General features: G+C 54.4%; 19 protein-coding genes. 4 read left to right on the forward strand and 15 right to left on the reverse strand.

Annotated features, from left to right (window positions below):
- Positions 1–106: 106 nt before the first annotated feature.
- Together BUA93_RS08930 and BUA93_RS08935 are read right to left on the reverse strand one after the other, a co-directional pair.
- Positions 107–841, reverse strand: coding sequence for a DsbA family protein (locus BUA93_RS08930; RefSeq protein ID WP_072978815.1), 735 nt, complete (start codon positions 839–841; stop codon positions 107–109).
- Positions 842–1,130: 289 nt separating this feature from the next.
- A complete protein-coding gene (locus tag BUA93_RS08935) occupies positions 1,131–2,696 on the reverse strand; it encodes a peptide chain release factor 3 (RefSeq protein WP_072978816.1) in 1,566 nt (521 codons plus the stop codon).
- Positions 2,697–2,834: 138 nt separating this feature from the next.
- Between BUA93_RS08935 and thiC the strand changes: the two genes are divergently transcribed.
- From thiC to BUA93_RS08950, 3 genes are all read left to right on the forward strand, one after another.
- Positions 2,835–4,523, forward strand: coding sequence for a phosphomethylpyrimidine synthase ThiC (gene thiC, locus BUA93_RS08940; protein ID WP_083597283.1), 1,689 nt, complete (start codon positions 2,835–2,837; stop codon positions 4,521–4,523).
- A gap of 85 nt (positions 4,524–4,608) precedes the next feature.
- Positions 4,609–5,379, forward strand: coding sequence for a DUF2334 domain-containing protein (locus BUA93_RS08945; protein ID WP_072978817.1), 771 nt, complete (start codon positions 4,609–4,611; stop codon positions 5,377–5,379).
- An 18-nt stretch (positions 5,380–5,397) separates the two neighbouring features.
- A complete protein-coding gene (locus BUA93_RS08950) occupies positions 5,398–7,131 on the forward strand; it encodes an AMP-binding protein (protein WP_072978818.1) in 1,734 nt (577 codons plus the stop codon).
- 88 nt (positions 7,132–7,219) lie between these two features.
- Here BUA93_RS08950 and BUA93_RS08955 read toward each other — a convergent pair whose 3' ends face one another.
- Positions 7,220–8,167 carry a hypothetical protein gene (locus BUA93_RS08955; protein WP_139257917.1) on the reverse strand — a complete coding sequence of 316 codons (948 nt, stop codon included), beginning with the start codon at positions 8,165–8,167 and terminating at the stop codon, positions 7,220–7,222.
- A 321-nt stretch (positions 8,168–8,488) separates the two neighbouring features.
- Between BUA93_RS08955 and fabF the strand changes: the two genes are divergently transcribed.
- Positions 8,489–9,736 carry a beta-ketoacyl-ACP synthase II gene (fabF, locus tag BUA93_RS08960; protein ID WP_072978820.1) on the forward strand — a complete coding sequence of 416 codons (1,248 nt, stop codon included), beginning with the start codon at positions 8,489–8,491 and terminating at the stop codon, positions 9,734–9,736.
- A gap of 36 nt (positions 9,737–9,772) precedes the next feature.
- On the opposite strand, the gene ruvX is transcribed toward fabF, so the two are convergent.
- The 12 genes from ruvX to BUA93_RS09020 form a co-directional block, all read right to left on the reverse strand.
- On the reverse strand, positions 9,773–10,186 hold the full coding sequence (gene ruvX, locus BUA93_RS08965) for a Holliday junction resolvase RuvX (protein WP_072978821.1): 414 nt from the start codon (positions 10,184–10,186) through the stop codon (positions 9,773–9,775).
- A 117-nt stretch (positions 10,187–10,303) separates the two neighbouring features.
- Complete coding sequence (locus BUA93_RS08970; RefSeq protein ID WP_072799628.1) at positions 10,304–10,759, reverse strand: V-type ATP synthase subunit K; 456 nt, start codon at positions 10,757–10,759, stop codon at positions 10,304–10,306.
- A gap of 18 nt (positions 10,760–10,777) precedes the next feature.
- Positions 10,778–11,233 (reverse strand): V-type ATP synthase subunit K, encoded by a 456-nt coding sequence (locus BUA93_RS08975; protein WP_083535590.1) that lies wholly within the window; start codon positions 11,231–11,233, stop codon positions 10,778–10,780.
- A 39-nt stretch (positions 11,234–11,272) separates the two neighbouring features.
- Positions 11,273–13,201: a V-type ATP synthase subunit I gene (locus BUA93_RS08980; RefSeq protein WP_072978822.1), complete on the reverse strand. Its 1,929-nt coding sequence runs from the start codon at positions 13,199–13,201 to the stop codon at positions 11,273–11,275.
- A complete protein-coding gene (locus BUA93_RS08985; protein ID WP_072978823.1) occupies positions 13,198–13,830 on the reverse strand; it encodes a V-type ATP synthase subunit D in 633 nt (210 codons plus the stop codon). Before BUA93_RS08985 ends, BUA93_RS08980 begins: the two co-directional genes overlap by 4 nt.
- Position 13,831: 1 nt before the next feature.
- On the reverse strand, positions 13,832–15,133 hold the full coding sequence (locus BUA93_RS08990; protein ID WP_072978824.1) for a V-type ATP synthase subunit B: 1,302 nt from the start codon (positions 15,131–15,133) through the stop codon (positions 13,832–13,834).
- The gene (locus tag BUA93_RS08995) at positions 15,126–16,883 is read right to left on the reverse strand and encodes a V-type ATP synthase subunit A (RefSeq protein WP_072978991.1); all 1,758 of its coding nucleotides are present in this window, start codon (positions 16,881–16,883) and stop codon (positions 15,126–15,128) included. Before BUA93_RS08995 ends, BUA93_RS08990 begins: the two co-directional genes overlap by 8 nt.
- Positions 16,884–16,900: 17 nt before the next feature.
- Complete coding sequence (locus tag BUA93_RS09000; RefSeq protein WP_072812537.1) at positions 16,901–17,458, reverse strand: DUF2764 family protein; 558 nt, start codon at positions 17,456–17,458, stop codon at positions 16,901–16,903.
- Between the two features lie 12 nt (positions 17,459–17,470).
- Positions 17,471–18,073, reverse strand: a complete 603-nt coding sequence (locus BUA93_RS09005; protein ID WP_072978825.1) for an ATPase — start codon at positions 18,071–18,073, stop codon at positions 17,471–17,473.
- Positions 18,074–18,282: 209 nt separating this feature from the next.
- Positions 18,283–20,340, reverse strand: coding sequence for a transglutaminase-like domain-containing protein (locus BUA93_RS09010; RefSeq protein ID WP_254793916.1), 2,058 nt, complete (start codon positions 20,338–20,340; stop codon positions 18,283–18,285).
- Entirely contained in the window at positions 20,337–21,542 is a 1,206-nt protein-coding gene (locus BUA93_RS09015) for a DUF58 domain-containing protein (RefSeq protein WP_083597285.1), read from the reverse strand. The genes BUA93_RS09010 and BUA93_RS09015 overlap by 4 nt, the downstream gene beginning before the upstream one ends.
- A gap of 123 nt (positions 21,543–21,665) precedes the next feature.
- Entirely contained in the window at positions 21,666–22,577 is a 912-nt protein-coding gene (locus tag BUA93_RS09020) for an AAA family ATPase (protein WP_072978827.1), read from the reverse strand.
- Positions 22,578–22,599: the final 22 nt, after the last annotated feature.

A 22,599-nucleotide genomic window follows, 5' to 3' on the forward strand; every position in this document is an offset into this window, starting at 1 on the left:
CGTATCCTTTTGGTTGTGTTTAGTTTGGTTTGAAATTAAAAAAATTGAGTAAAAAAAGGAAGCACGCGACTTTAAGTCGCGTTTACAGATTGAACCGCCAATGCGATTACTTGGCTTCCTTCAGGAGTTTTTCGACGAGGTCCGGGCTGAAACGGTCCTGACGCTTGCCGTTGATGTAGAAGTTCGGGGTACCCTGCACGCCGACTTCGGCACCGAGCTGGAAATCCTTGTCGATGCGGGCGTTCATAGCGGAGTCAAGCACCATGTCCTTCTTGAACTGTTCAATGTTCAGGCCAACTTCCTTGGCGACGGCGAGATAAACGGAATCGCCGAGTTCGCGGCTATGCGGAGCGAGCGCGTAGCGGTATTCCCAGAACTTGCCCTGCTTGTGTGCTGCGATAGAAGAGGCTGCTGCAGAGCGGGCGTTCGCATGGAAGCTGAGCGGGAAGTGCTTGTACACGAACTTGATCTGGTCGGGATACTTCTTGTTGAGTTCCTGCATCACAGGAGCGATACGGGAGCAGTACGGGCACTGGAACTCGGTAAATTCAACAATCGTGAGCTTCGGGTTCTTGGTGTTGCCAAAGACCGGGCTGTCTTCGTCGGGAATGTCCCAGACCTTGTTGTCCGCTTCCATTTCGGCACGGGCCTGTTCCAGGGAAATGCCGCGCTTGTCGAGAGCGTACTTGATGATCTCGAATTCTTCCTTGACCTGCTTGAATTCCTTTTCCAGGTTGTCGAGCCTGGCCTGCTGGTTGAACGAACCGCCGGCGGAAGCCTGATTACAGGCGACGAGACCAGCGAAGCATACTGCGATAGCAACAATGGGGAGACGTTTCATGTTTTTCCTTTTGATGTTAAAAAATCTGGGCAAGCACAATACTCGCCTGTGTAAGGGAAATATATAAAAAGTTATTAGTTACTAGTTGGCAGTTAGCAGAACTTAGAGCTTAGAACTTAGATAAGTTACTAGAAACTTTAAGTTAAATCGTCAACGGGAAATGTAAAGAAAAATCAACCCTAAGATCTGAGAACTTAGAGCTTAAAACTTAGAATTTAGAGCTTAGTGTTATTCTACTAAGCTCTAAGAGCGAAGCGGTCTAAGTTCTACCAACTGTCGCGAAGCGACCCTACCCCTGCGAGGTAGCCGCGAAGGTCAGCTTTTCGTAGTTCTTGATAGCAAGGTTCAGACGGTATTCGTTGGGGAACAGGCAAACGAGGTTGCGTTCCTTGTCCATCATGCAGTCCATGGCGTATTCTTCGGCGAACTTGGCCACATCGGCTTCGGGGCCGGACACCCAGCGGATTCCGTGAGCGGGCACGCGGTCCAGCGACACATCGGCGCCGTATTCGCTCTGCAGGCGGAACTTGAGCACGTCAAACTGCAACTCGCCCACCACGCCAATCACAGGAATAGCGGACTTGAGCGGTTCGTACAGCTGAGTCGCACCTTCTTCGCTAAGTTCGGCAAGGCCCTTCGCCATCTGCTTACTCTTAAGCGGGTTCAGCAAAGTCACTCGGGCAAAATGTTCCGGAGCAAAATCCGGAATGCCGGTAAAGTTGATTTTTTCGCCGTCAGTCAACGTATCGCCGATGCGGAACAGTCCCGGGTCGTTAATACCCACGATATCGCCCGCCCAGGCGTGGTCGATAACTTCCTTGTCTTTCGCGAGGAACGCCGTCGGGGCGGCGAGGCGGATTTCGCGACCCGTGCGCACGTGGTAAACCTTTTCGCCACGGGTAAAGCTGCCCGAGCAAATGCGCAGGAATGCAGTGCGGTCACGGTGCTTGGGGTCCATGTTCGCTTGAATCTTGAACACAAACGCACTAAAGTCGTTTTCGTCGGGGCTCACCGGACGCTTATCGGTTTCGCGCACCATCGGCGGCGGCGCAAGCTTTGCAAAAGCGTTCAAGAGCTGACGCACGCCGAAGTTGTTCACCGCAGAACCGAAGAACACGGGGCACATTTCGCCCTTCAGGAACTTTTCGTGATCGAACGGATCCATGGCACCGGTCACCATTTCGTATTCTTCCTTGAACTGAGCAACCCAGTTTTCGCCGCACATTTCTACAAGGCGCGGATCGTCGGGGCCTTCCATCTGGATGATTTCCTGATGGCCTTCTTCTTTATTGAAGGTGTGGAAGGTGTTTTCGGCAATGGAATACACGCCCTTGAAGAGCTTACCCACGCCAATCGGGAGTGTAAAGGGGGCGACCTTGATTTTCAAGATGCTTTCGATTTCGTCGAGCAGGTCGAGTACGTGGCGACCATCCAAGTCCATCTTGTTGATGAACGTGATGATGGGCGTATGACGCATGCGGCACACGTCCATGAGCTTGATGGTCTGCTTTTCAACACCGTTCACGCTATCGATAAGCACGAGGGCAGCATCCACGGCGGTGAGTGCGCGGTAGGTATCTTCGCAGAAGTCCTGGTGCCCCGGGGTATCGACCAGATTGAACATGCAACCTTCGAAGGGGAAATTCAGCACGGAACTCGAAACCGAAATACCACGCTGCTGTTCAATCTTCATCCAGTCACTCACGGTGTAGCTGCGGTTTGCCTTGGCGCGCACGTGGCCCGCTTCGCGGATGACATTTCCGTACCAGAGGAACTTTTCGGTGATAGTGGTTTTACCCGCGTCAGGGTGGCTGACAATAGCAAAAGTGCGGCGTTTTTCGATTTCTGCGTTCATAGAACCGTAAATAGTGGTTAGTGATTAGTGATTAGGACACAATCATTTTCGAGTGCAAATATAGCAATTCGTGTTCTTTTCTATATTTAGCCCCGAAAGAAAAAGAGGTATACATTGGATTCTCTGCTTAAACCTTTTATGAATTCCCGCAAGGTGTATGTGCCGGGAAAAATGTACCCGGACATCCGTGTGGGAATGCGCGAAATTTTGACCGAGGACCCCGAAACGCCGGTGGTTCCCGTGTACGACACGAGCGGCCCTTACAGCGATGTAGACGCCAAGCTTGACGTGACGAAGGGCATCGAGCGTTTCCGTGAATCGTGGATTATGGAACGTGGCGACGCCGAACAGCTTGACGACATGACATCGGCATACGGACGCGCCCGCCGTGCAAACCACGAACTCGACCATTTGCGCTTCAACGCGGAACACCATCCGCTCCGTGCCAAGGCAGGCCATCACCTGACGCAGCTCGATTACGCCCGCAAGGGAATCGTCACCAAGGAAATGGAATACGTGGCCATCCGCGAAAACCAGCGCCTTGACGAATTGCAGGCCCAGGGCAAAATCAAGATTGAAGGCTCCCCCATTACGCCGGAATTCGTGCGCGACGAAATCGCCGCGGGCCGCGCGATTCTGCCGGGGAACATTAACCACCCGGAATGCGAACCGATGATTATCGGTAACCGCTTCCTCACGAAAATCAACAGCAACATCGGCAATTCCGCCATCACTTCTTCTATCGAAGAAGAAGTCGAGAAAATGGCGTGGTCGGTGCGCTGGGGCGCCGACACCGTGATGGATCTTTCCACCGGAAAACACATCCACGAAACGCGCGAATGGATTATCCGTAACAGCCCCGTACCTATCGGAACAGTGCCTATCTATCAGGCACTCGAGAAGGTGAACGGCAAGGCCGAAGAACTCACGTGGGAACTGTACCGCGACACACTCATTGAGCAGGCGGAACAGGGCGTGGACTACTTCACTATCCACGCGGGCCTCTTGCTGGAACACATTCCGCTGACCGCGAAGCGCACCACGGGCATCGTGAGCCGCGGCGGTTCCATCCTTGCTCTCTGGCAGATGCGCCACCACCAGCAGAACTTCTTGTACACGCACTTCCGCGAAATCTGCGAGATTCTCGCCGCTTACGACGTTGCCGTTTCTTTGGGCGATGGTCTGCGTCCGGGAAGCCTAGCCGATGCCAACGACGCGGCCCAGTTCGGAGAACTGGACACGCTCGGCGAGCTCACGAGGATTGCCTGGGAATACGGTGTGCAGGTGATTATCGAAGGCCCGGGTCACGTGCCCATGCACAAGATTCAGGACAATATGGCCCGCCAGCTCGAAAAGTGCCACGGCGCCCCGTTCTATACGCTCGGCCCCCTCACCACCGACATCGCCCCCGGTTACGACCACATTACGTCGGCCATCGGCGCGGCACAAATCGGCTGGTACGGCACTGCGATGCTCTGCTACGTGACGCCCAAGGAACACCTCGGGCTCCCCGACCGCGACGACGTGCGCGCGGGGGTCGTCACCTACAAGCTCGCCGCTCACGCGGCCGACCTTGCAAAGGGCCATTTCGCAGCGCAGTTCCGCGACGACGCCCTTTCCCGCGCCCGTTTCGACTTCCGCTGGAACGACCAGTTCGCGCTATCGCTCGACCCCGAGAAGGCGATGGAATTCCACGACAAGACGCTCCCCGGCAGCCAGGCCAAGGCAAGCCACTTCTGCAGCATGTGTGGGCCGAACTTCTGCAGCATGCGCATCACACGCGCCGTGCGGAATTTCGTCAAGACCGGCGAAGTAGGTGACGTTTAAAGCTTTCGAAAAGCGGAAACAGGGATTCTCAATCCCTGTTTTTCTATAATTACCCCTGTAAAACATTCCAAGACAGGTTACCCTTATGGAAATCAACAAGGACATTGCCGACATCCGAGCAGCCGAAGCCATTCTTCACAAAAAGAAGAAGTACCTGCTGTGCTATCATAATTTTAACGTGAAAAACTGCAAGAAATCCGCCGAAGAAATTCGAAAGATTGCCGCTGCCGCCGGTTCACCCATCTCGATTGCCGTCGTTCCCTCTATCGGGGGCGTTCCCGAATCCGAAGCCGACGCCTTCCGTGAAGAAATCGGCAAGTTCGTGCAGGAAGGCTACGAAATCTTGCTCCACGGAGTGCGCCACAACGCAGACCTGTTCATCAAGCGTAATCCCATCGGCAAGCTCGCGCTCGCCATTTCGCACAACGGGGCCGAATTTGCAGGCCTGAACAAGAAACTTTCGCAAATGCTCCTGAACCGAAGCATCGCCCTCTGGAAGGCACACGGCTTTGGCCGCCCATCCGGATTCATTGCCCCGGTCTGGCTCGACAACAAGCACCTCAAGAAACAGGTGCTCGAAGAATTCAACTTTTACGAAGACATGCTCTACATTTACCGTAAAGTCGGTAAGAAAGTAAAGCAGTCTTTCTCGCAGATTTTGACCTTCTCAATTTTCCCTCAGGCCCTCCTCGGAGCCATGCAGGTCTTCTCGCGCCTCGCCCTCCTCATTTACAGGGGTACACCTCGCCTGGTGATCCACGCCGGTGATATGAAGGCCATGGGCGAACAAAACCTTCTCTCGCTCGTCAAATTCGCCTCGAACCACCGTGAAAAGATCATGTACCAGGATCTATAAGAGACCGGAGAGACACAAATGATACTCAATAGATTCCTAACACGAACCGAGTACTCCTCTTACGAGGATCTCTACGAAAACTTTAAGCTCAATATTCCCGATGACTTTAACTTCGCCTACGACGTGGTCGACGAATACGCGAAGACCGAACCCAAGCGTGAAGCTTTAGTCTGGTGCGATGACAACGACGAAAGCCATATTTTTACCTTCAAGGACCTTTCGATCGCCTCGCAGCGTACCGCGAACTTTTTGATAGAAAAGGGAATCAAGAAAGGCGACCGCGTGATGCTGATTTTGCGCCGTCGCTACGAATTCTGGTTCTTCCTCTTGGCGCTCCACCGCATTGGTGCCATTGCCATTCCGGCAACGAACATGCTCGCCGCCGAAGACCTGGAATACCGCTTTAAGGCCGCCGACATCAAGATGGTCGTCTCTTATGACGATCCGGCACTCCAAAAGGAAATCGACACCGCCTGCGAACACACGCACATTGTCGAAACGCTCGTGACCATCGGACAGTCCCGTCAGAACTGGATTAGCTTCTACGACGACTACGAAATCTGCCCGCCGAGTTTCCCGCGCCCCACAGGCGATGCCGCCACGCACAACGACGACATCATGATCGTCTACTTTACCAGCGGCACCAGCAGCAACCCGAAAATGGTCGCCCACACCTTCAGCTACCCACTCGGCCACATTGTGACCGCCAAGTACTGGCAGAACGTGATTGACGGAGGCCGCCACCTGACCGTTGCCGAAACCGGCTGGGCCAAGGCGCTCTGGGGCAAAATTTACGGCCAGTGGATTGCAGGCTCTGCCGTATTCACCTACGACATGAACGTGTTCATTCCTGGCAAGCTGCTCGAAAAGATGCAGGAATACAAGGTGACCACCTTCTGTGCGCCGCCGACCGTTTACCGCTACATACTGCAGCACGGCGTCGAAAAGTACGACCTTTCTAGCCTCAAGTACTGCACCACCGCAGGCGAGGCTTTGAACCTCGACATTTACAAGAAGTTCTTCGAAAAGACGGGGCTCCGCCTGCACGAAGGCTACGGCCAGACCGAACTGACGCTTACGGCGGGCAACTTCGAATGGATGGAACCGCGCCCGGGTTCTATGGGCAAGCCCTCCCCCGGCTACCGTATGGATGTCGTAGATGCCGACGGCAAGAGCTGCGGTCCCGACGAAGTCGGCGAAATCATCATCAAGATTGACGAAGGCAAGCCCTTCGGCATGTTCGGCGGCTACTACCGCGACGAAGAACGCACCCAGAAAGTATTCGAGGGCGGCGTTTACCATACCGGTGACACCGCTACCCGCGACAAGGACGGTTTCTTCTGGTTCGTGGGCCGTACCGACGACTTGATCAAGAGTTCCGGCTACCGCATCAGCCCCTTCGAAGTCGAAGAAGTGCTCCACAAGCACCCGGCCGTCTTGGAAGTAGCTGTGACTGGCGTCGAAGACAAGTCCCGCGGACAGGCCGTGAAGGCAACCGTCGTGCTCCAGAAGGGCTACGAAGCCTCCAAGGAACTCGCGAAGGAAATCCAGCTGTTCGCAAAGAACGTGGCCGCCTCTTACAAGAGCCCGCGTATCATCGACTTTGTGTCGGAGCTGCCGAAGACCATCAGCGGAAAAATCCGCCGCGCCTCAATCCGCGACAAGGATAAGGAAGACGCTAACGCTGCTAACGCCGCCAAGGACACCGCCAACACGGAACAGTCCAAGACCGACGAAAGCGCGTCCTCCTGAATGACTCGCAAAACAGTCCGAAACTAGCCGAAAGGTCTATAATGAAAAGTCCCCAGCATAAAAGCTGGGGGCTTTCAATTTCATACAGCTACTGTTCTGCCGGATTCTCGACCGGAGTATCCTCTGAAGCTTCTTTCGGTACTTCAGCCGAAACCTCATTTGGGACCCTTGTCAAGTCTAGCGATGTCGCATACAGAGAGCCATCCTCATTCAAGCGAAGAGCGGCCCATTTCATCGCATCATCCTTGATTTCGATATCCCAACATTCAGAATCGCCACCCGTGGAATCGGCCCAGCGAGAGCAAAGCAGTTTTCCATAGACAAAATACTCCGAAACCGCATTCGACGTAAGCTCCCAATTTTCGCCGGTTTTCAGGTAATGGGCAAAAGTACCATCGGTATTGTACTGCCAACGATGCAGTTCTTCGATATTAACCGGTTGCACATCTTCAACAATCTTGTCCTTTTTGCCCTTTCTGGCTTTTTTGTTCTCGGCAGCTTTTTCCATTTCGGCCGGTTCATCTTGTTCTACAATCAACTTACCTTCCCATGTTCCGATAATTTCTTTGGCAAAATCATCCGTCACACGAGTGAACCGCGTTCTGATGGGTCCAACATTTTTGATTGTATCGCCATTGTCGATAACGATGGCATGAGATGTCGCGTCCAATTCGTTGTCATTGACAAAATTGATTGCATGTCTGTGGAAACTCTGCACATTTTCGTTGGGTTGTACGCTCCAGAAGAGAACATTTTCTTCTATTTCGAGTTTAAATTCAGCCTTGTTCAGCCATATCTTATTGCCAAAGGCTGCGCTCTGAAAACCCTTCTGGGCCGAATAAATGGTGAACGCCTCCTTACCATTTGTCGGCAAAGCCTTCCCATCTATATCAGTCATCACCCAACGACCGATTACCTTTTTGTCAATTTTATCTGTCGGAAAATCGAAATCCGATTTCTTTTTTTCGGAACACGACATCAGCATCCCGACACCGACAATCACCGCTCCAACGAGCAATTTTTGCATCGTTTTCATAATTCCCTCCTTTCTTAGGTTAATTTTACTTAACATTTATAAAATAACCTTTTTTTTTCAAATAAGCTAAAAAAAATGATTTTTCCGATGTTTTTTTCGACTTTATCTAAAAAATCATCCCCAAAAAGGCCTAATCCCCTTAAATTTGTTACTTAAATGCAATTTGTCGATTTCGTCTCTCGGCACAAACCTGGAAATTGTCAGGACGGGGCAAGACAACAAAAAACATAATTAAAATCGCAGCAAAACTATACAAGTAAGTATAAATAAAACAAGAAACCATCTTTTGTGCGGCAGTGATTTTTTTCTATATTCCCAGCCATGACTAAAAGACGCGTAGTAATCACAGGTATGGGAGCCGTGACTCCCATTGGCAAGAACATTAACGATTTTTGGGCTGCCATTCGCGAAGGCAAGTGCGGAGTCGGCCCCATCACCCTTTTTGACGCAAGCAGCTGTCCGGTAAAGATTGCGGCCGAGGTCAAGGACTTTAAGCCCGAAGAACACGATATCGACCCCAAGGAAGCCCGCCGCATGGCCCGCTTCACGCAATTCCTGCTCGCCGCCTCCAAAGAAGCGGTCAAAGACGCAAGCCTTACGCCCGAAGACTTAGCCCAGGATACCACGGGTATTGTCGCTGGTACGGGCCTCGGCGGTATGGACATTATCGATTCCACCTACACGCAGTATATGAATGGCGGCAAGCGCAAGGTTTCGCCCCTCGCCATGCCGCAGCTGATTCCGAACGAAGCAGGCGCAAATGTGTCTATCGCCCTCGGCATCACGGGTCAGGCCCACACGGTCTGCACCGCCTGTGCCTCGGGCACCGACGCCATCGGTGTCGCCCTCGACGCCATCCGCTCGGGTCGCCTGGACATCTGCCTTGCCGGTGGTTCCGAAAGCGGCATTACCGACTACAGCATCAAGAGCTTTGCCGGCATGCACGCCCTTACAGACAAATTCAACGATTGTCCCGAAAAGGCCAGCCGCCCGTTCGACTTGAACCGCTCCGGTTTTGTGATGGGTGAAGGCGGTGCAGTGATGATTCTCGAAGAATTGGAACATGCCAAAGCCCGCGGCGCTAAGATTTACGCCGAGCTCGCCGGCTACGGTGCTTCTGCCGACGCTTACCACATCACAAGCCCGCGCCCGGGTGGAGAAACCTGCGCGAAGGCTCTCACCCGCGCCATCAAGGATGCAGGCATTGCCCCGACCGACATCGACTACTACAATGCCCATGGAACCTCGACGCACTTGAACGACGCCACCGAAACCGCTATGCTCAAGGTCGCCCTCGGTGATCACGCCTACAAGATCAAGGTGTCCAGCACCAAAAGCATGACAGGCCACTGCGTCGGTGCCGCCGGTGTGTGCGAGGCCATCGTCTCGACTCTTGCGATTCGCGACTCGTTCTACCCCGCCACCATCAACTACGAGACTCCGGATCCGGAATGCGACCTCGATTACGTTCCGAACAAAGGCGTCGAAGGCAACATCGACGTCGCCGCGTCCGCCTCACTTGGGTTCGGCGGCCATAACGGCGTCGTGATTATCAAGAAATACAAATAGAACTTAGTTGGAAGAACTTAGAGCTTAGAGAAATCTCTAAGCTTGTTCATCAAGCCATCGTTGTAAAATAATCGCAGCGGCCAACTGGTCAATGACCGCCTTATTCTTTTGCTTTTTCTTCTTGCTAAAGTAAGAGGTTTTTTCTTGCGCCTGCACGCTGGAATACGATTCGTCCTGCGTGTACACAGGCATGCCCGGAAAACGCGTTTTCAAGTCTTCGATGAACTTCTCCACCACCACGTTCTTGCCGTCTTTACGGCCATCGGGGTGATACGGCATTCCCACCACAAAAGCGTCAACCTTATTGATTTTCACCAACTCATCCAGGCGAACAAACAGGTTTGTCGTCTTCTGGTCAATCGTTTCTCGCGAAAAAGCCATACGGAACTCGGAATCGGCAAAAGCGACCCCGACGCGGTGTTCACCATAATCAAGCGCAAGGTAGTTCATAATTAGATATAATTATAAAAAAATAACGGGGCATAGCCCCGCTATTTTCATTGTTTAGGAGATCCTTCGACTGAGTTTACCCCGGACTTGTTCCGGGGCTCAGGATGACACTTTGTCCTACGACACGAGCATCATGGAGAACACCATGACGAACAGTGCGACGGTTTCGCCGACGCCGAGCACCATGAGGTAGTTCACCAGGCCCTTGCCGGTTTCGCCGAGGGCGTTGCAGGCGTCCGCAGCGGACTTGCCCACGTACCAGGCAGAGGCCATCATGCCGATGCCACCGAAGATACCGACACCCAGGTATGCCGCCCAGTTGGCCGGAGCCGCCTGGGACTTGTTCAGGATGTACATCATCAGGAGCATTCCGTAGATTGTCTGCGCAATCGGCGCGCCCACGAAGATGAGCAGCGTAAACAGCGCGTTCTTACCCTTGAGATACGCCTTCTTCCAGGCCCCGATGGCCGCCATGCCGGCAGTCCCGCAGCCCAGCGCAGAACCCACCGCGGCAAGGCCCAGGGCCGCCACCGCGCCGAGTTTCGCGAGCGTTAAAAGTTGAGCTTGATCCATACGTGTTACCTCGCTGGATTAAAGCACCATCATGGAGAACACGAGAACGAACAGGGCCACGGTTTCCACGATACCGAGCACCATCAGGTAGTTCACCATGCCCTTGCCGGTTTCACCGAGGGCGTCGCAGGCCACGGCCGCGGACTTGCCCTGGTACCAGGCAGAAGCCATCATGCCGAGACCGCCGAAGATACCGGCGCCGAGGCAGCCGCCCCAGTTGGTAAAGCCGGATTCAGCAGCCTTGCTCAGGATGAAGTTCATCAAGAGCATGCCGTAAATCGTCTGGGAAATCGGGGCACCCACGAACACCAAGAGTGTGAAGAGAGCAGACTTGCCCTGGGCATAAGCCTTCTTCCACATGGTGATGGCGGACATACCAGCCGTTCCGCAACCAAGGGCGGAGCCCATTGCCGAAATGCCGAGAGCGGCAGCAGCACCCATTTTAGCGAGAGTAACCATTGTATTCGGTTCCATTGTTTTTTCCTCATTAAGTAGCGGGAATCATCCCTTGGTTTAATTTTTCTGCTTGGCGAAGGGCGCGAACGCGAATCCGCTCCATTCCTGGCCAAGTCCATTTGAAAATTCGAGTGTGTTAAGACGTACGGCGTGGACGGCGACGCCCATGACCGCAAGTGCGATGTTCAGGCCATGCACAAACAGCAGCAGGAAGGCAGCCCCGGCGATACCGACAGCGGAGCCGAACAGCGGCGAAAGCATGTCGTTGAACGCCTCGGCGATGGCCGCACCGGACATGCCCACGGCAAACAGACGGATGTAACTGATCACGTCGGTAAAGCTGTTCACCACGTCGAGCACGAGCATCGGGATGCTGATGAAGTCCTGCTTGAGCCTCTTGGGCGGCACCGTAAAGAGCACCAGGAGTACCGCTTCCACGATGAACATCGGGATGACGAACTTCGGCATGTCGATACCGAGCACCATCTGGCAGGCCAGGAAGAACATCACCCAGCAGCCGATGAGCCAGCCCACCTGCGCCATGAACGTGGAGTCCTTGCGCTTGATGCGCACGCACACGTTCCAGATATGGGCAATACTCAGGTGGACCACGGCGATGCAGAAGCAGAACAGCTGGATATGCTGCATCTGGGAGGCACCCGCTGCCTTCGGCACGAAGCTTTCGGGCAGAATCGTAATCGACTGGGCGAAAGCCTTGTAGGCTTCGAACTTCGCCGGGTCAGTCGGGGCGCTGGTGCGGATCCAGAGCATCGCGTTCTTCAGCGGTTCAGGCAACCAGCCGTAGTTGGTGATGTCCAGGTAATACGTCCACCCCGCAAGCGCTGGGCTAAGCCCCAAGAAGCTTGCGTTGATGACACCCCACACGATGGTGGCGATGCTCATGAGGTAGATAAAGTGGAAACCAGCAGGGTTCGCTTTCGGCATCTTGGAGCGGGCAAAGAGTGCCAGACCGAGGAACAACAGGCCGTAAGCCGAGTCGCCCACGATCATCGCAAAGAAGATGCTGAAGAAGCAAAGGAACACGGCCGACACGTCCACTTCCTTGTACCCCGGCGAAATGCCGATGATATCGTACAGAAACTGCATGGGACGGCTGAGCTTGCTGTAGGTAAGCAGCGTCGGAATATCGTCGCCGTCGGCTGGGTCGTCCACCAGGAGGCCCCAGCCGTGCTCGCGGGCGGCCTTCTCGAGTTCGCCCACGCGAGGCGCAGGGCAGAAGCCCTGCACGGCGGCGACGTTCTTGTCGCCCACCATCGAGGCTTCGGCTTCGACCATGCGGTAGTCGTCACCCACTTCGAGAAGCTTGTCCTCGATAGATTCGCGGGCACCCGAAAGTTCACCCAGGCGTTTCTCGACGCGGGCAAGCGTTTCCTTGGCTTTCGCTTCCATTTCGCGGTATTCGGCAAGGGATTTGGGCGGCATCGAGAGTTCCGTGAAGTTTCCCTTCACGGCCACAGGGGCATCTCCCCTGCTCACCACAGCTACATACTTGCCGTTTTCATCCTGGCCGAATTCCTCGATAGAACCTTCGCCATCGAGTTCGAACGGGATTTTACCGTCATGGAGCTGGTACAGTTTGACATAGATACCCTTCGCCGCGAGTGCTGCTGCCGTTGCGGGGTCCAGGTTCTTGAACATGGAAAGTTTGGTGAGTTCCTCTTCGGCCTGTTCCTTGTCGATTTCCGCCTGCTTGCTTTCGGCAACCAGTTGCTGGATTTCATCGATAAGGCTTGCAGCCGGAGCGGCTTCCTTCACAGGAGTCACACCCTTCGGGGCCTTCTCGGGCACCACTTCCAAGGCCTTCTGCACGCGGTTTACTTCACCGCGGGCATGGTTCAGCTTGGCGCCTGCAGCCGCCTTGAGGGGCGTGAGGTGCAAAATTTCAAGCGTACGGAGCGCCTGGAGCGTCTCTTCAACCGCACCTGCAACCGTCAGCACCGTCACTTTCTTCATAGGAGTAATCATGCGGCGGCCTCCTTCGCGAGTGCATCCTGGGCAGCGGTACGGGCGGTAGCCTTACCCTTGGCAAGCTTGCTGCGGGCAACGCCGCTGGTCTGCTGGTCGCCCAGGAAGATGTTGATGACGCGGATATTTTCCTTCGCCTCGGGAATCTTCACCTTTTCGAACAGGTTCACGCGCTGGCTCGTGGTACGCAGTTCCTTCGAGAGGAGTTCGTATTGACGCTCGAGCACGCGGCGTTCGAGACGCAGCGAAATCAGGCCCTGGAGGCTTCTGATACCGTCGTCCAGCCACACGGGCGTGGTAAAGAAATCCGGAATCGAGATATTAAAATCTACCCCGTCGTATGTCGGAATCTTCACGCCGGCGATGTTTCCTTCACCCTGGCGCACTTCCTTCACCGACAGGTACTTTGACCATTCGATGGGTTCGGCAAACAGCGAAATCCAGGAAGCCATGCTCTTGCGGAGCTTGTCCTCCTCTTCTCGCTTAGCCATCACCCTCTCCTGGATCGTGCGCATTTCCATCTGCAGCTGCTGCTTTTTCAACAGCAACGTGGGCAGATAGCGCTGGAAGCGCTTCAACGCGTCACGTTCCGCCTTGAGGGCGTTCTTTGTTAACTTGACCTTCGCCATATTACCCCTTCTTGGGCCAATATTCGTTGATCATCTTGGTCGGAATACCGGTTTCTTCAGGAGCGAAGCAGTCGGCAAGGATTTCCCAGCCAAGGTCCAATGCCTTTTCAAGAGGAATGTTCACGGAGAGGTCCATCATTTCCTTCTCGAAACGGGCACCGTATTTCAGCAGTTTCTGGTCCCAGTTACTCATGTTGAAGCCCATGGACTGCTTTTCCAAAGTTTCCTTGTAGCTTGCGTACAGCTGGATCATGGTGTTCATGATGGTACGGTGGTCGCTACGGGTCTTGCCGTTCACCTGCTGCTTCAAACGGCTCAAAGAACCGAACGGTTCAATACGGCCCTTACGCAGGTAGAACTGACCTTCGGTAATGTAACCGGTGTTATCCGGAACCGGGTGGGTCACGTCGTCGCCAGGCATGGTGGTCACGGCGAGAATGGTAATGGAACCGGCATCGCTGAAGTCCACGGCCTTTTCGTAACGGCTGGCCAGCTGAGAGTAAAGGTCGCCAGGGTAACCGCGGTTCGACGGAATCTGTTCCATCGTAATGGCGATTTCCTTCATGGCGTCGGCAAAGTTCGTCATGTCGGTAAGGAGCACGAGCACGTTCTTGCCTTCGGTAGCAAACTTTTCAGCCACGGCAAGGGATGCATCCGGCACGAGCAAGCATTCCACAATCGGGTCAGAGGCGGTGTGCATGAACATCACCGTACGGCTCAAAGCACCGTTCTTTTCGAGGAAGTCCTTCAGGTACAGGTAGTCATCGTGCTTCAGGCCCATACCGCCGAGGATAATCACGTCCACTTCGGCCTGCAAGGCGATGCGGGCCAAGAGTTCGTTATACGGTTCACCGGCGATAGAGAAAATCGGGAGCTTCTGGGAAACGACGAGCGTGTTGAACACGTCGATCATCGGGATACCCGTACGCACCATCGTCTTCGGGATGATACGCTTGGCGGGGTTCACGGAAGGACCGCCGATAGTAATGCGTTCGCCATCCACTTCGGGACCGTTGTCGCGGGGCTTGCCGGCACCGTTAAACACGCGGCCAAGCAAGGCTTCGCTGTACGGAACCTTCATCGGTTCGCCCAAGAAGCGAACTTCGGAGTCGGTGGAAATACCGCGGGCACCTGCGAACACCTGCAAGTCCACCATGTCGCCGTCAATACGGATCACGCGGGCAAGGGATGTTCCGAACGAGCTTGTCACCTGGGCAAGTTCCTGGTTTGCTACACCTTCGGCACGGAGCGTAATCACGGAACCGGCGATGCGTTCAATACGATGGTATGCCACATTATGCATTAGCGGAAACCTCCTTCACGGAAGCGAAAATACTTTGTTCAAGGTCCTTGAATTCCTGGGAATCGAACTTGACGCGGTTCCAGTCCTTCGTCGACTGAGTGAGCTTGAGGAAGAACGTACGGGCGACGTCCTTTTCGCTGAACTTCATCGGGGTCTTGAGGATGGTGTAAACCTTGTCGAACACGTACTTCTGACGTTCAGCGGAGCAGGCGGCGTCGATTTCGTTGTAGGCGTCCTGCTGCAGGTAAACGGCATCGAGGTATTCGGACTTCAGGTAAATCACGAAGTCGTCGATCGAGGTACCTTCTTCGCCCACCACCTTCATCATGTTGTTCACGTCCACGCCGTTTGCGAGGATGTGACGGGCTTCGGCAACCTTCTTGCTGTCGATGATGCCTTCGTACTTGGACCAGGAATCCAGCGGGTGGATTGCCGGGAAGCGGCGCTGGTCGGAACGTTCACGGCTAAGGCCGAGGAATGCGCCCACCACCTTCAGGGTTGCCTGGGTCACCGGTTCTTCGAAGTTACCACCTGCAGGCGACACGGAACCGCAAATCGTCACGGAACCGGTAGAGCCGTCCTTGAGGCGAACCACGCCACCGCGTTCATAGAAGGCGGCAATCACGGATTCGAGGTAGGCCGGGAAGGCTTCTTCGCCCGGAATTTCTTCCAAGCGGCCGCTCATTTCACGCAAGGCCTGTGCCCAACGGGAAGTCGAGTCAGCCAAGAGGAGCACGTTCAGGCCCATTTGGCGGTAGTATTCGGCGAGAGTCACGCCCGTATAAACGGAAGCTTCACGGGCAGCCACCGGCATCGAAGACGTGTTACAAATAATCAGCGTACGTTCCATCAGGGACTTGCCGGTACGCGGGTCAATCAGTTCAGGGAATTCGCGGAGGGTTTCCACCACTTCACCTGCACGTTCACCGCAAGCGGCCAAGATCACGATATCCACGTCGGCGTAGCGGCTCATGAGCTGCTGAAGCACGGTCTTACCGGCACCGAAGGGGCCCGGCGTACAGAACGTACCGCCCTGCATCACGGGGAAGAACGTATCGATAATGCGCTGCTGCATGGTCAGAGGCTTGCTCGGGCGCAGGCGTTCTTCGTAGGCCTTGATCGGCATCTTCACCGGCCAGGTCTGCACCATGGTCACGTCCTGGGTTTCGCCCTTGTCGTTCTTGAGCTTGGCGACCACATCTTCAACCACATGTTCGCCAGCGGCAGAGACCGATTCCACGGTCCACTTGCCGAGCAGGCGGAACGGCACCATGATGCGGTGCGTGAACACGCCTTCGGGCACGGTGCCGAGCGTATCGCCCGCGACCACCACATCGCCCGCCTTCGCGACCGGGGTAAACGCCCACTTCTTGTCGCGGGGGAGCGCCTTCAAGTACTTACCGCGCTGCAGGAAGAAGCCGCATTCTTCGGCAAGCTTCGGGAGCGGGTTCTGCAGACCGTCAAACACCTGGGTCAAAAGGCCGGGGCCAAGTTCTACGGACAAAAGTTCGCCGGTGAATTCCACCTCGTCACCCGTCTTTAAACCCGTGGTGTCTTCGAACACCTGGAGTTCGGCGTAGTCACCGCGGATACGGATGACTTCGCTCTTGAGGGGGATAACTTCGGACTTGCCGTCCTTGTTTTTCTGAGTAAGCTTGGCATACGCCACTTCGTTCTGGGACACGGCGCTTTCGAACTTGACGCGAATCAGGTTACCGTTGACGCCGATGATTTTTCCGATACTAGCCATTGAAAATGGACCTCCGGTCATTCCTGTGCCGCCGCAGGGGCGTACGCAGGATCGTTTGCATTAATAACATTCAACACGGCAGCGTCGCCCGCTTGTTCGGAGAGGCGCGCCCAACGTTCACAAATCTTCAGTTTGATCGCATAAGCGTAAACATGCTTGACGGTACCCTCGCCCACACCTGCAAGCGAGTCCACAAGCCAGAAACGGGCCTTGTCGATATCCTGCTCTTTTTCCATAGGATTCGACTTGGCAAACGCATCTTGAATCATCTTGGCAAAGGCGACATCGTAACCCGGGAAGGACTTTTCCGTAAAACGGATATCGGGCCCCCATGCGCTTGCACGGAGCCTGCCCGAAACGTTCTTCATCTGGATTTCGTGGGCCTTGTAGGCGCGCACGAACTCGTCGTCGCACTCTTCGCATTCACCGTCATCCAGAAGCGCGTCCAGAGCCGCAAGTTCCGGCTCGGACAGCACGCCGATGCAGCGGTGGCGAAAATCTTCCATACTGAGCGGGGCTGGATCGCCGAACTCAATCATCGGAAGAGATGCCATCAAGTAAGAAGGACTGCTCATCAAGTACCCGCGTTACTTCGCCTGTGCGGCAGCGTTTACCACTCTGGCAAGTTGCGGACGGAGCAGGGCCGAAAGAGCGTCGGCCATTGCAGCTTCTGTAAATTCGTGGGTGACCTTGCCGCCATCGAGCTTGATGCGGAAGCCGAACTTGACACCCTTGTCGCTTTCGACCTTCACGCCGGCGGAAAGCTGCTTGGCAAACTCGCCCATCACAAAGGATGTAAGCTTCTTGGCATCGGCTTCGGAGAAATCCACCTCGATGTCGGAGGTATAGGACTTAGCTACCGTGAGGAGCATGCTCTTGACAGTGGATTCGTCCAGGGACTTTTCCACCTGGAGGTTCAAAAGGTCCATAATCATCTTTTCGAGATTCTTGCCTACCGAAAGCAAAAGGTCGCGGGCGGACTGTTCCAGGGTGCGTTCGCTACGTTCCGTGAACGCTTCGGCGTCCTTGTCGGCCTTTTCCAGACGGGCGGACGCTTCGGCCTCGGCAGCCTTCACGATATCGGCCGCCTTTTCCTTGGCCTTGGCAATGATCGCCGCCGCCTCGTTTTCTGCTTTATCGACAGCATCTTTCTGGATGCGTTCCATAAGGTATTGCAAGTCTTCTGCCATATATATCTCCAATAACAGATTTAGGGGTCAAAAGACCCCTTTCGGATTTTTTGATACTAATATACAAGTAATTTTGGCAAAAAGTTCAAAAAAAACGCAAATTTTTCAAAAAAAACGACGAATTTTCATTTTTTGCCGATGAATGCGTAAGATTAATGTAAAAAAGTGAAAACCTTTGAACAAAGAAAGCGAAAAGTGTAAAAGCATCGTCAAACACGCCATCTCTGCATTTCGTAGTCGCGGAGAAACTCTAGCGCTTTACGGATTATTTTTCGACGGTTCGGGGTAGATTTCGAGGAATCCTGTGGAGCGTCAAGTTTCGCAATTTCAGCATCGAGTTGCCGCAGAAAACAGCCAACGGTTTCGCCTGTTTCACGACGGAACCCCACCTTGGCAAGTTCCTTTTCGCACCGGTCAAGGCGCTTGACCCAGAGGACGGCCCGCGGCGAAACAAAGCTCCGTTTTTTTTCGCTTTGTCTATATAATATATAGAGTTTCCTGCCAACAAAGGCAGCGACTAGTACAACAAGCACCGCATACAGAATCGGGCTTTCCAAGAGAGCGGTCGACTGATTCTGCCAACTATCGACGACTCGACGCCACTCGCCTTCTTTAAGGGCATGCATCACGCGGGCTAGGCGCCCGCGCACGCCCTCCCATTTGACGCTCCACCAGCTGGGTGCATCCGCAAACTGCGGCAAAATGGGAGGCGTCGGGTCGAAGATCACCCAGCGGTTATCCACAAAAGCTTCGACCCATGCATGCGAATGCTTGCGCCGGAAAATACTATAAGGCAGCCCCTCGACCACTTCAGGATTTGCAAAGCCCGTCACATACCGCGAGGGAATTCCCAGGCGGCGAAGCACCAGCGTCGAAAGCGTCGCATAGTATTCGCAGAAGCCCTGCTTTTCACGCCAGAAAACAGCTAACGGCTCATTCTTCGCCCCATTCCAGCGCGTAATTCCCGGCACCGAGAGCGAGTAGGTGAAATTTGCGAGGTAATAAGCCAACATTTTCTGCAACACCAGCGCGTCCGGCATCGATTTTGCAAGTGCTGCAGAATCCACCGCCGCAGAGTCGCGCAATCCCATCGCCGCAATCACGGTATCAATCAGCGGCAAGTACCGCTCGCCCACCAGCAAATCACCTTCACTCGGTGCCATCAGAGAATCCGGCAACGAGCATGCCTCCGGCACAATTTCGGCCGAGACAGGCTTGCACTTGAAATAATGCCAGTCAGAACGTTTTCCGTTTCCGTCCAAGCCCTGCACCATGCCGCCCGCGTAATAGGTCAGCGAATCCACATCTTTCGCCGCAAAGCCCACGGCACCGTACGGCGCAAACACAAAGCCAAAGTTATTGAGCGTCGATTGCACCCAGATTTGTTCTACATCGCGCAATGAATCGGCCTTCGTCAGCGAATCCGCGGTTTCAAATACCGCATAGTCCACCTGGTAATAAGCCGGATAAAGGCGTTTCGCAAATTTTGTCGGCAACTTCCAAATGCCCGCCACATACTTTTCGTAGCTGGCCGCCTTAAAGTAACGCGACGGTTGCTTATCCCACACGCGCAATACCACCTGGCTATTGTAGCGGGAATTGTAATTGCTCCCGAAGCTTCCCAACGCCGCGACCGGATCAAAGCCCATCATTCGTTCGCGCTGGTAATAGTTTTCGGCCATCTGCGCGCCATAACGGTAACGCTGCGTTTTCCAGTATTGCCAACCACCGTAGGAGATGGCGCCAAGGGCCGCTATCACGAGCAAAAAGAGCCCGTACTTGTAGGGCGCTGTACCGCGGCGGCTATAGGCGCAAAGAGCCAGCAAGAATCCGACAAACCCCACAAAGCCCCAGCCGTGCGGCACCATGTACATTCCAAAGAGTAACGCGCCCACGCCATCGAAGGCGACAAAAACCTCAAAGCCGCCGTTTCCGCGGCTCCGTTCCTGCAAAGCCGCCAAATACAGCAAGTAAATTCCCGGCAAGAATATCAGATATGGCGACACGCCGTTTTCAACGGACGGAGTCATCACCCAGAAAAGCGCTAGCGGTACAATCGCGCCGTAAGCGAGAATCTTATTGTAACGCGGGCGCTTCGCAAATTCGCGGCGGCGCGTCGCATTCAACACGCCAACGACCGCAAAGTAAATTGCAAATAAAAGTCCAAGCCACAAAAAGTCAAACGTATGCCCCAGATTCACCGAGGCAAGGCAAAGGAATAACACCTTGAAGGCGTAGCGGATGTCAACTTTTTCGCTAGCCATCATAAAGTCACCACCCCGCGTTCAAGGCCATCCAATTCTTCAGGCGATACCACCAGCAATTTATCTTCCGTCGAAGCCGGATATTTTCCGACCACGATATGCTTATTCACAAGCGGTTCTTCGTTTTCGTAAAGTCCGATGCGAAGTACCGGATCCATCGGGCGCGCCGCAGGTGCCCAAGGTACCGGCAGTTTTGCATGCGCAAGCGATGCCGGCGGAATTCTCGCCAAGGCATCCAGCAAATTCTTGCGGCTTTCGCTACCGCCATCCAGCGCAATTTCTTCGCTGTCAATAAAAAATCTTCCGAGAATTTCGCGATCCAAAAGCCACTCGCCCACCGCCGCCGTCATGCGAATCGCCTGCTCCAAGTATTGCCGCGACTTGAAATTCGGTGTCGCCGTATCCAACAGCAGAATCACACCCGCACCGCGTTCGACCTCGAATTCCTTGGTGAAAGGCTTTCCGTAGCGGGCAAAAGCCTTATGGTGCAAGTCGCGCAGGGAATCGCCTTCGCGGTAAGGCCGCACGCCTATAAAATTCATGCCGCGGGTAAGACTCGGCATCAAAAACGGCGCAAACGCCATGCCCGAAGCGCCTTGAGTGAGGAACGGGAAATCTTGCACCTTGAGTGCACGCGGGTACACCAGCAATTCCACCGAGCCGTTAAAGCCATAAGGCCAGCGCAAAAGTCCCATGATTTCGGGCACATTCGCCGAGACCTTATTCAGCATAAAGGAGCCGCGGCGCGTTGTACGCACTTGGCATTCCATCTTGCGCGGCGGCTCGCCCTTCTTAATCTTTGCGCGGTCCGATTCAAAGCCTGTAAGCGAGGGCGGCAAACGGTTCGCTCCCAAAGTCACGCAGTCAATCGTCGAGCGCACCGCCACAAAAGCCGTTACCGTAGCTGTTTCGCCTTCGCGCACACGATTCACCGAAACGCTTTCAATCCAGATCTTGCTCCGCTTCGCCGTCACGAACAGGCTAAAGACAAGCCCCAGGAACAGCAGAAAAACAATTCCTGCAAAAATCCACGCCGCCCAGAATCCAGGCACTGCGCCTGCAAACATCGCCAGCAAAAAAAGCGAGGCAAAGGCGCGACCTGCCGGAGTAAAATAGTCAAGCCACCAGAAGTATACCGCCATCAGGAGTCCCGATTTTTTCGGGGCCCGCGGAATAGAACGAATAAACCAGTGGAAGAAGGACATTGTTGGAAGTAGGGATGTGAGGTACGAGGTATGAGGTTTGAGGTCGGCGCAATGCGCCTTTGAGATGTAAGGTGTGGGATGTGAAATGATTAGTCATTACACACCACACATTACACATTGTTTTTATTTGGGTACGTTCACCTGCTTTAATATTCCCTGCAAAATCTTTTTGCTGGCGTCGGGGTCGCCGCTGTCCTTGGCGAACACGCGGTGCTCCATCACCGGGAAAAACACACGCTGAATGTCATCGGAATTCACAAAGTCGCGGTCATTCACATACGCACACGCCTGCGCCATACGCACCAGATTCAATCCAGCACGCGGGCTAGCCGCCAGACGTACGCTGCCGTCGTTACGCGTCGCCTGCACCAGTGAAATCACATAGCGCTCCAACGATTCATCAATATGAATGCCGCGCACCGTGGCACGGGCCTTCAAAATTTCTTCGGGATTCGTTACCGCCTTCAAAGTATCAATCGGGCGACTTGTACGATGCGCTCGCAAAATTTCAAGTTCCGTCTCCGCACTCGGATAACCCACGGAAATACGCACCATAAAGCGGTCCATCTGCGCTTCGGGCAGCGGGAACACGCCGTGGAATTCCACCGGGTTCTCTGTCGCAAGCACCATAAAAAGTTCCGGCAACTTGTACCGTTCGCCTTCCAGCGACACCTGGCGCTCTTCCATCGCTTCCAAGAGCGCACTCTGCGTACGCGGCGAGGCTCGGTTGATTTCGTCGGCCAAAAGCACCTGCGTAAACACAGGGCCCTTCTTGATTTCAAATTCGCCCGTATTCGCCTTGAATACCGCACCGCCCGTCACATCGGCAGGCAATAAATCCGGCGTAAACTGGATTCGCGCAAAGTCCGCGCCAATCGCCGCGGCAAGCGCCTTCGAAAGCGTCGTCTTACCTGTGCCGGGAACATCTTCTACCAGCACGTGGCCGTCCGCCAACAGCGCCATCACCAAAAGCTCCACCGTCTCGGACTTTCCGAGCAGCACCCCATTCAAAGCATGAATTAAATCTTTAACCATGCTTTAAATATATATTAAAAAT

Source organism: Fibrobacter sp. UWH4 (assembly GCF_900142475.1).
Classification (GTDB): Bacteria; Fibrobacterota; Fibrobacteria; order Fibrobacterales; family Fibrobacteraceae; genus Fibrobacter.

Bases quoted from the DNA above. Each gene is read 5' to 3' on its own strand.
- BUA93_RS08930 (WP_072978815.1), bottom strand. From the start codon at position 841: ATGAAACGTCTCCCCATTGTTGCTATCGCAGTATGCTTCGCTGGTCTC.
- BUA93_RS08935 (WP_072978816.1), bottom strand. From the start codon at position 2,696: ATGAACGCAGAAATCGAAAAACGCCGCACTTTTGCTATTGTCAGCCAC.
- thiC (WP_083597283.1), top strand. From the start codon at position 2,835: ATGAATTCCCGCAAGGTGTATGTGCCGGGAAAAATGTACCCGGACATC.
- BUA93_RS08945 (WP_072978817.1), top strand. From the start codon at position 4,609: ATGGAAATCAACAAGGACATTGCCGACATCCGAGCAGCCGAAGCCATT.
- BUA93_RS08950 (WP_072978818.1), top strand. From the start codon at position 5,398: ATGATACTCAATAGATTCCTAACACGAACCGAGTACTCCTCTTACGAG.
- BUA93_RS08955 (WP_139257917.1), bottom strand. From the start codon at position 8,167: ATGAAAACGATGCAAAAATTGCTCGTTGGAGCGGTGATTGTCGGTGTC.
- fabF (WP_072978820.1), top strand. From the start codon at position 8,489: ATGACTAAAAGACGCGTAGTAATCACAGGTATGGGAGCCGTGACTCCC.
- ruvX (WP_072978821.1), bottom strand. From the start codon at position 10,186: ATGAACTACCTTGCGCTTGATTATGGTGAACACCGCGTCGGGGTCGCT.
- BUA93_RS08970 (WP_072799628.1), bottom strand. From the start codon at position 10,759: ATGGATCAAGCTCAACTTTTAACGCTCGCGAAACTCGGCGCGGTGGCG.
- BUA93_RS08975 (WP_083535590.1), bottom strand. From the start codon at position 11,233: ATGGAACCGAATACAATGGTTACTCTCGCTAAAATGGGTGCTGCTGCC.
- BUA93_RS08980 (WP_072978822.1), bottom strand. From the start codon at position 13,201: ATGATTACTCCTATGAAGAAAGTGACGGTGCTGACGGTTGCAGGTGCG.
- BUA93_RS08985 (WP_072978823.1), bottom strand. From the start codon at position 13,830: ATGGCGAAGGTCAAGTTAACAAAGAACGCCCTCAAGGCGGAACGTGAC.
- BUA93_RS08990 (WP_072978824.1), bottom strand. From the start codon at position 15,133: ATGCATAATGTGGCATACCATCGTATTGAACGCATCGCCGGTTCCGTG.
- BUA93_RS08995 (WP_072978991.1), bottom strand. From the start codon at position 16,883: ATGGCTAGTATCGGAAAAATCATCGGCGTCAACGGTAACCTGATTCGC.
- BUA93_RS09000 (WP_072812537.1), bottom strand. From the start codon at position 17,458: ATGAGCAGTCCTTCTTACTTGATGGCATCTCTTCCGATGATTGAGTTC.
- BUA93_RS09005 (WP_072978825.1), bottom strand. From the start codon at position 18,073: ATGGCAGAAGACTTGCAATACCTTATGGAACGCATCCAGAAAGATGCT.
- BUA93_RS09010 (WP_254793916.1), bottom strand. From the start codon at position 20,340: ATGATGGCTAGCGAAAAAGTTGACATCCGCTACGCCTTCAAGGTGTTA.
- BUA93_RS09015 (WP_083597285.1), bottom strand. From the start codon at position 21,542: ATGTCCTTCTTCCACTGGTTTATTCGTTCTATTCCGCGGGCCCCGAAA.
- BUA93_RS09020 (WP_072978827.1), bottom strand. From the start codon at position 22,577: ATGGTTAAAGATTTAATTCATGCTTTGAATGGGGTGCTGCTCGGAAAG.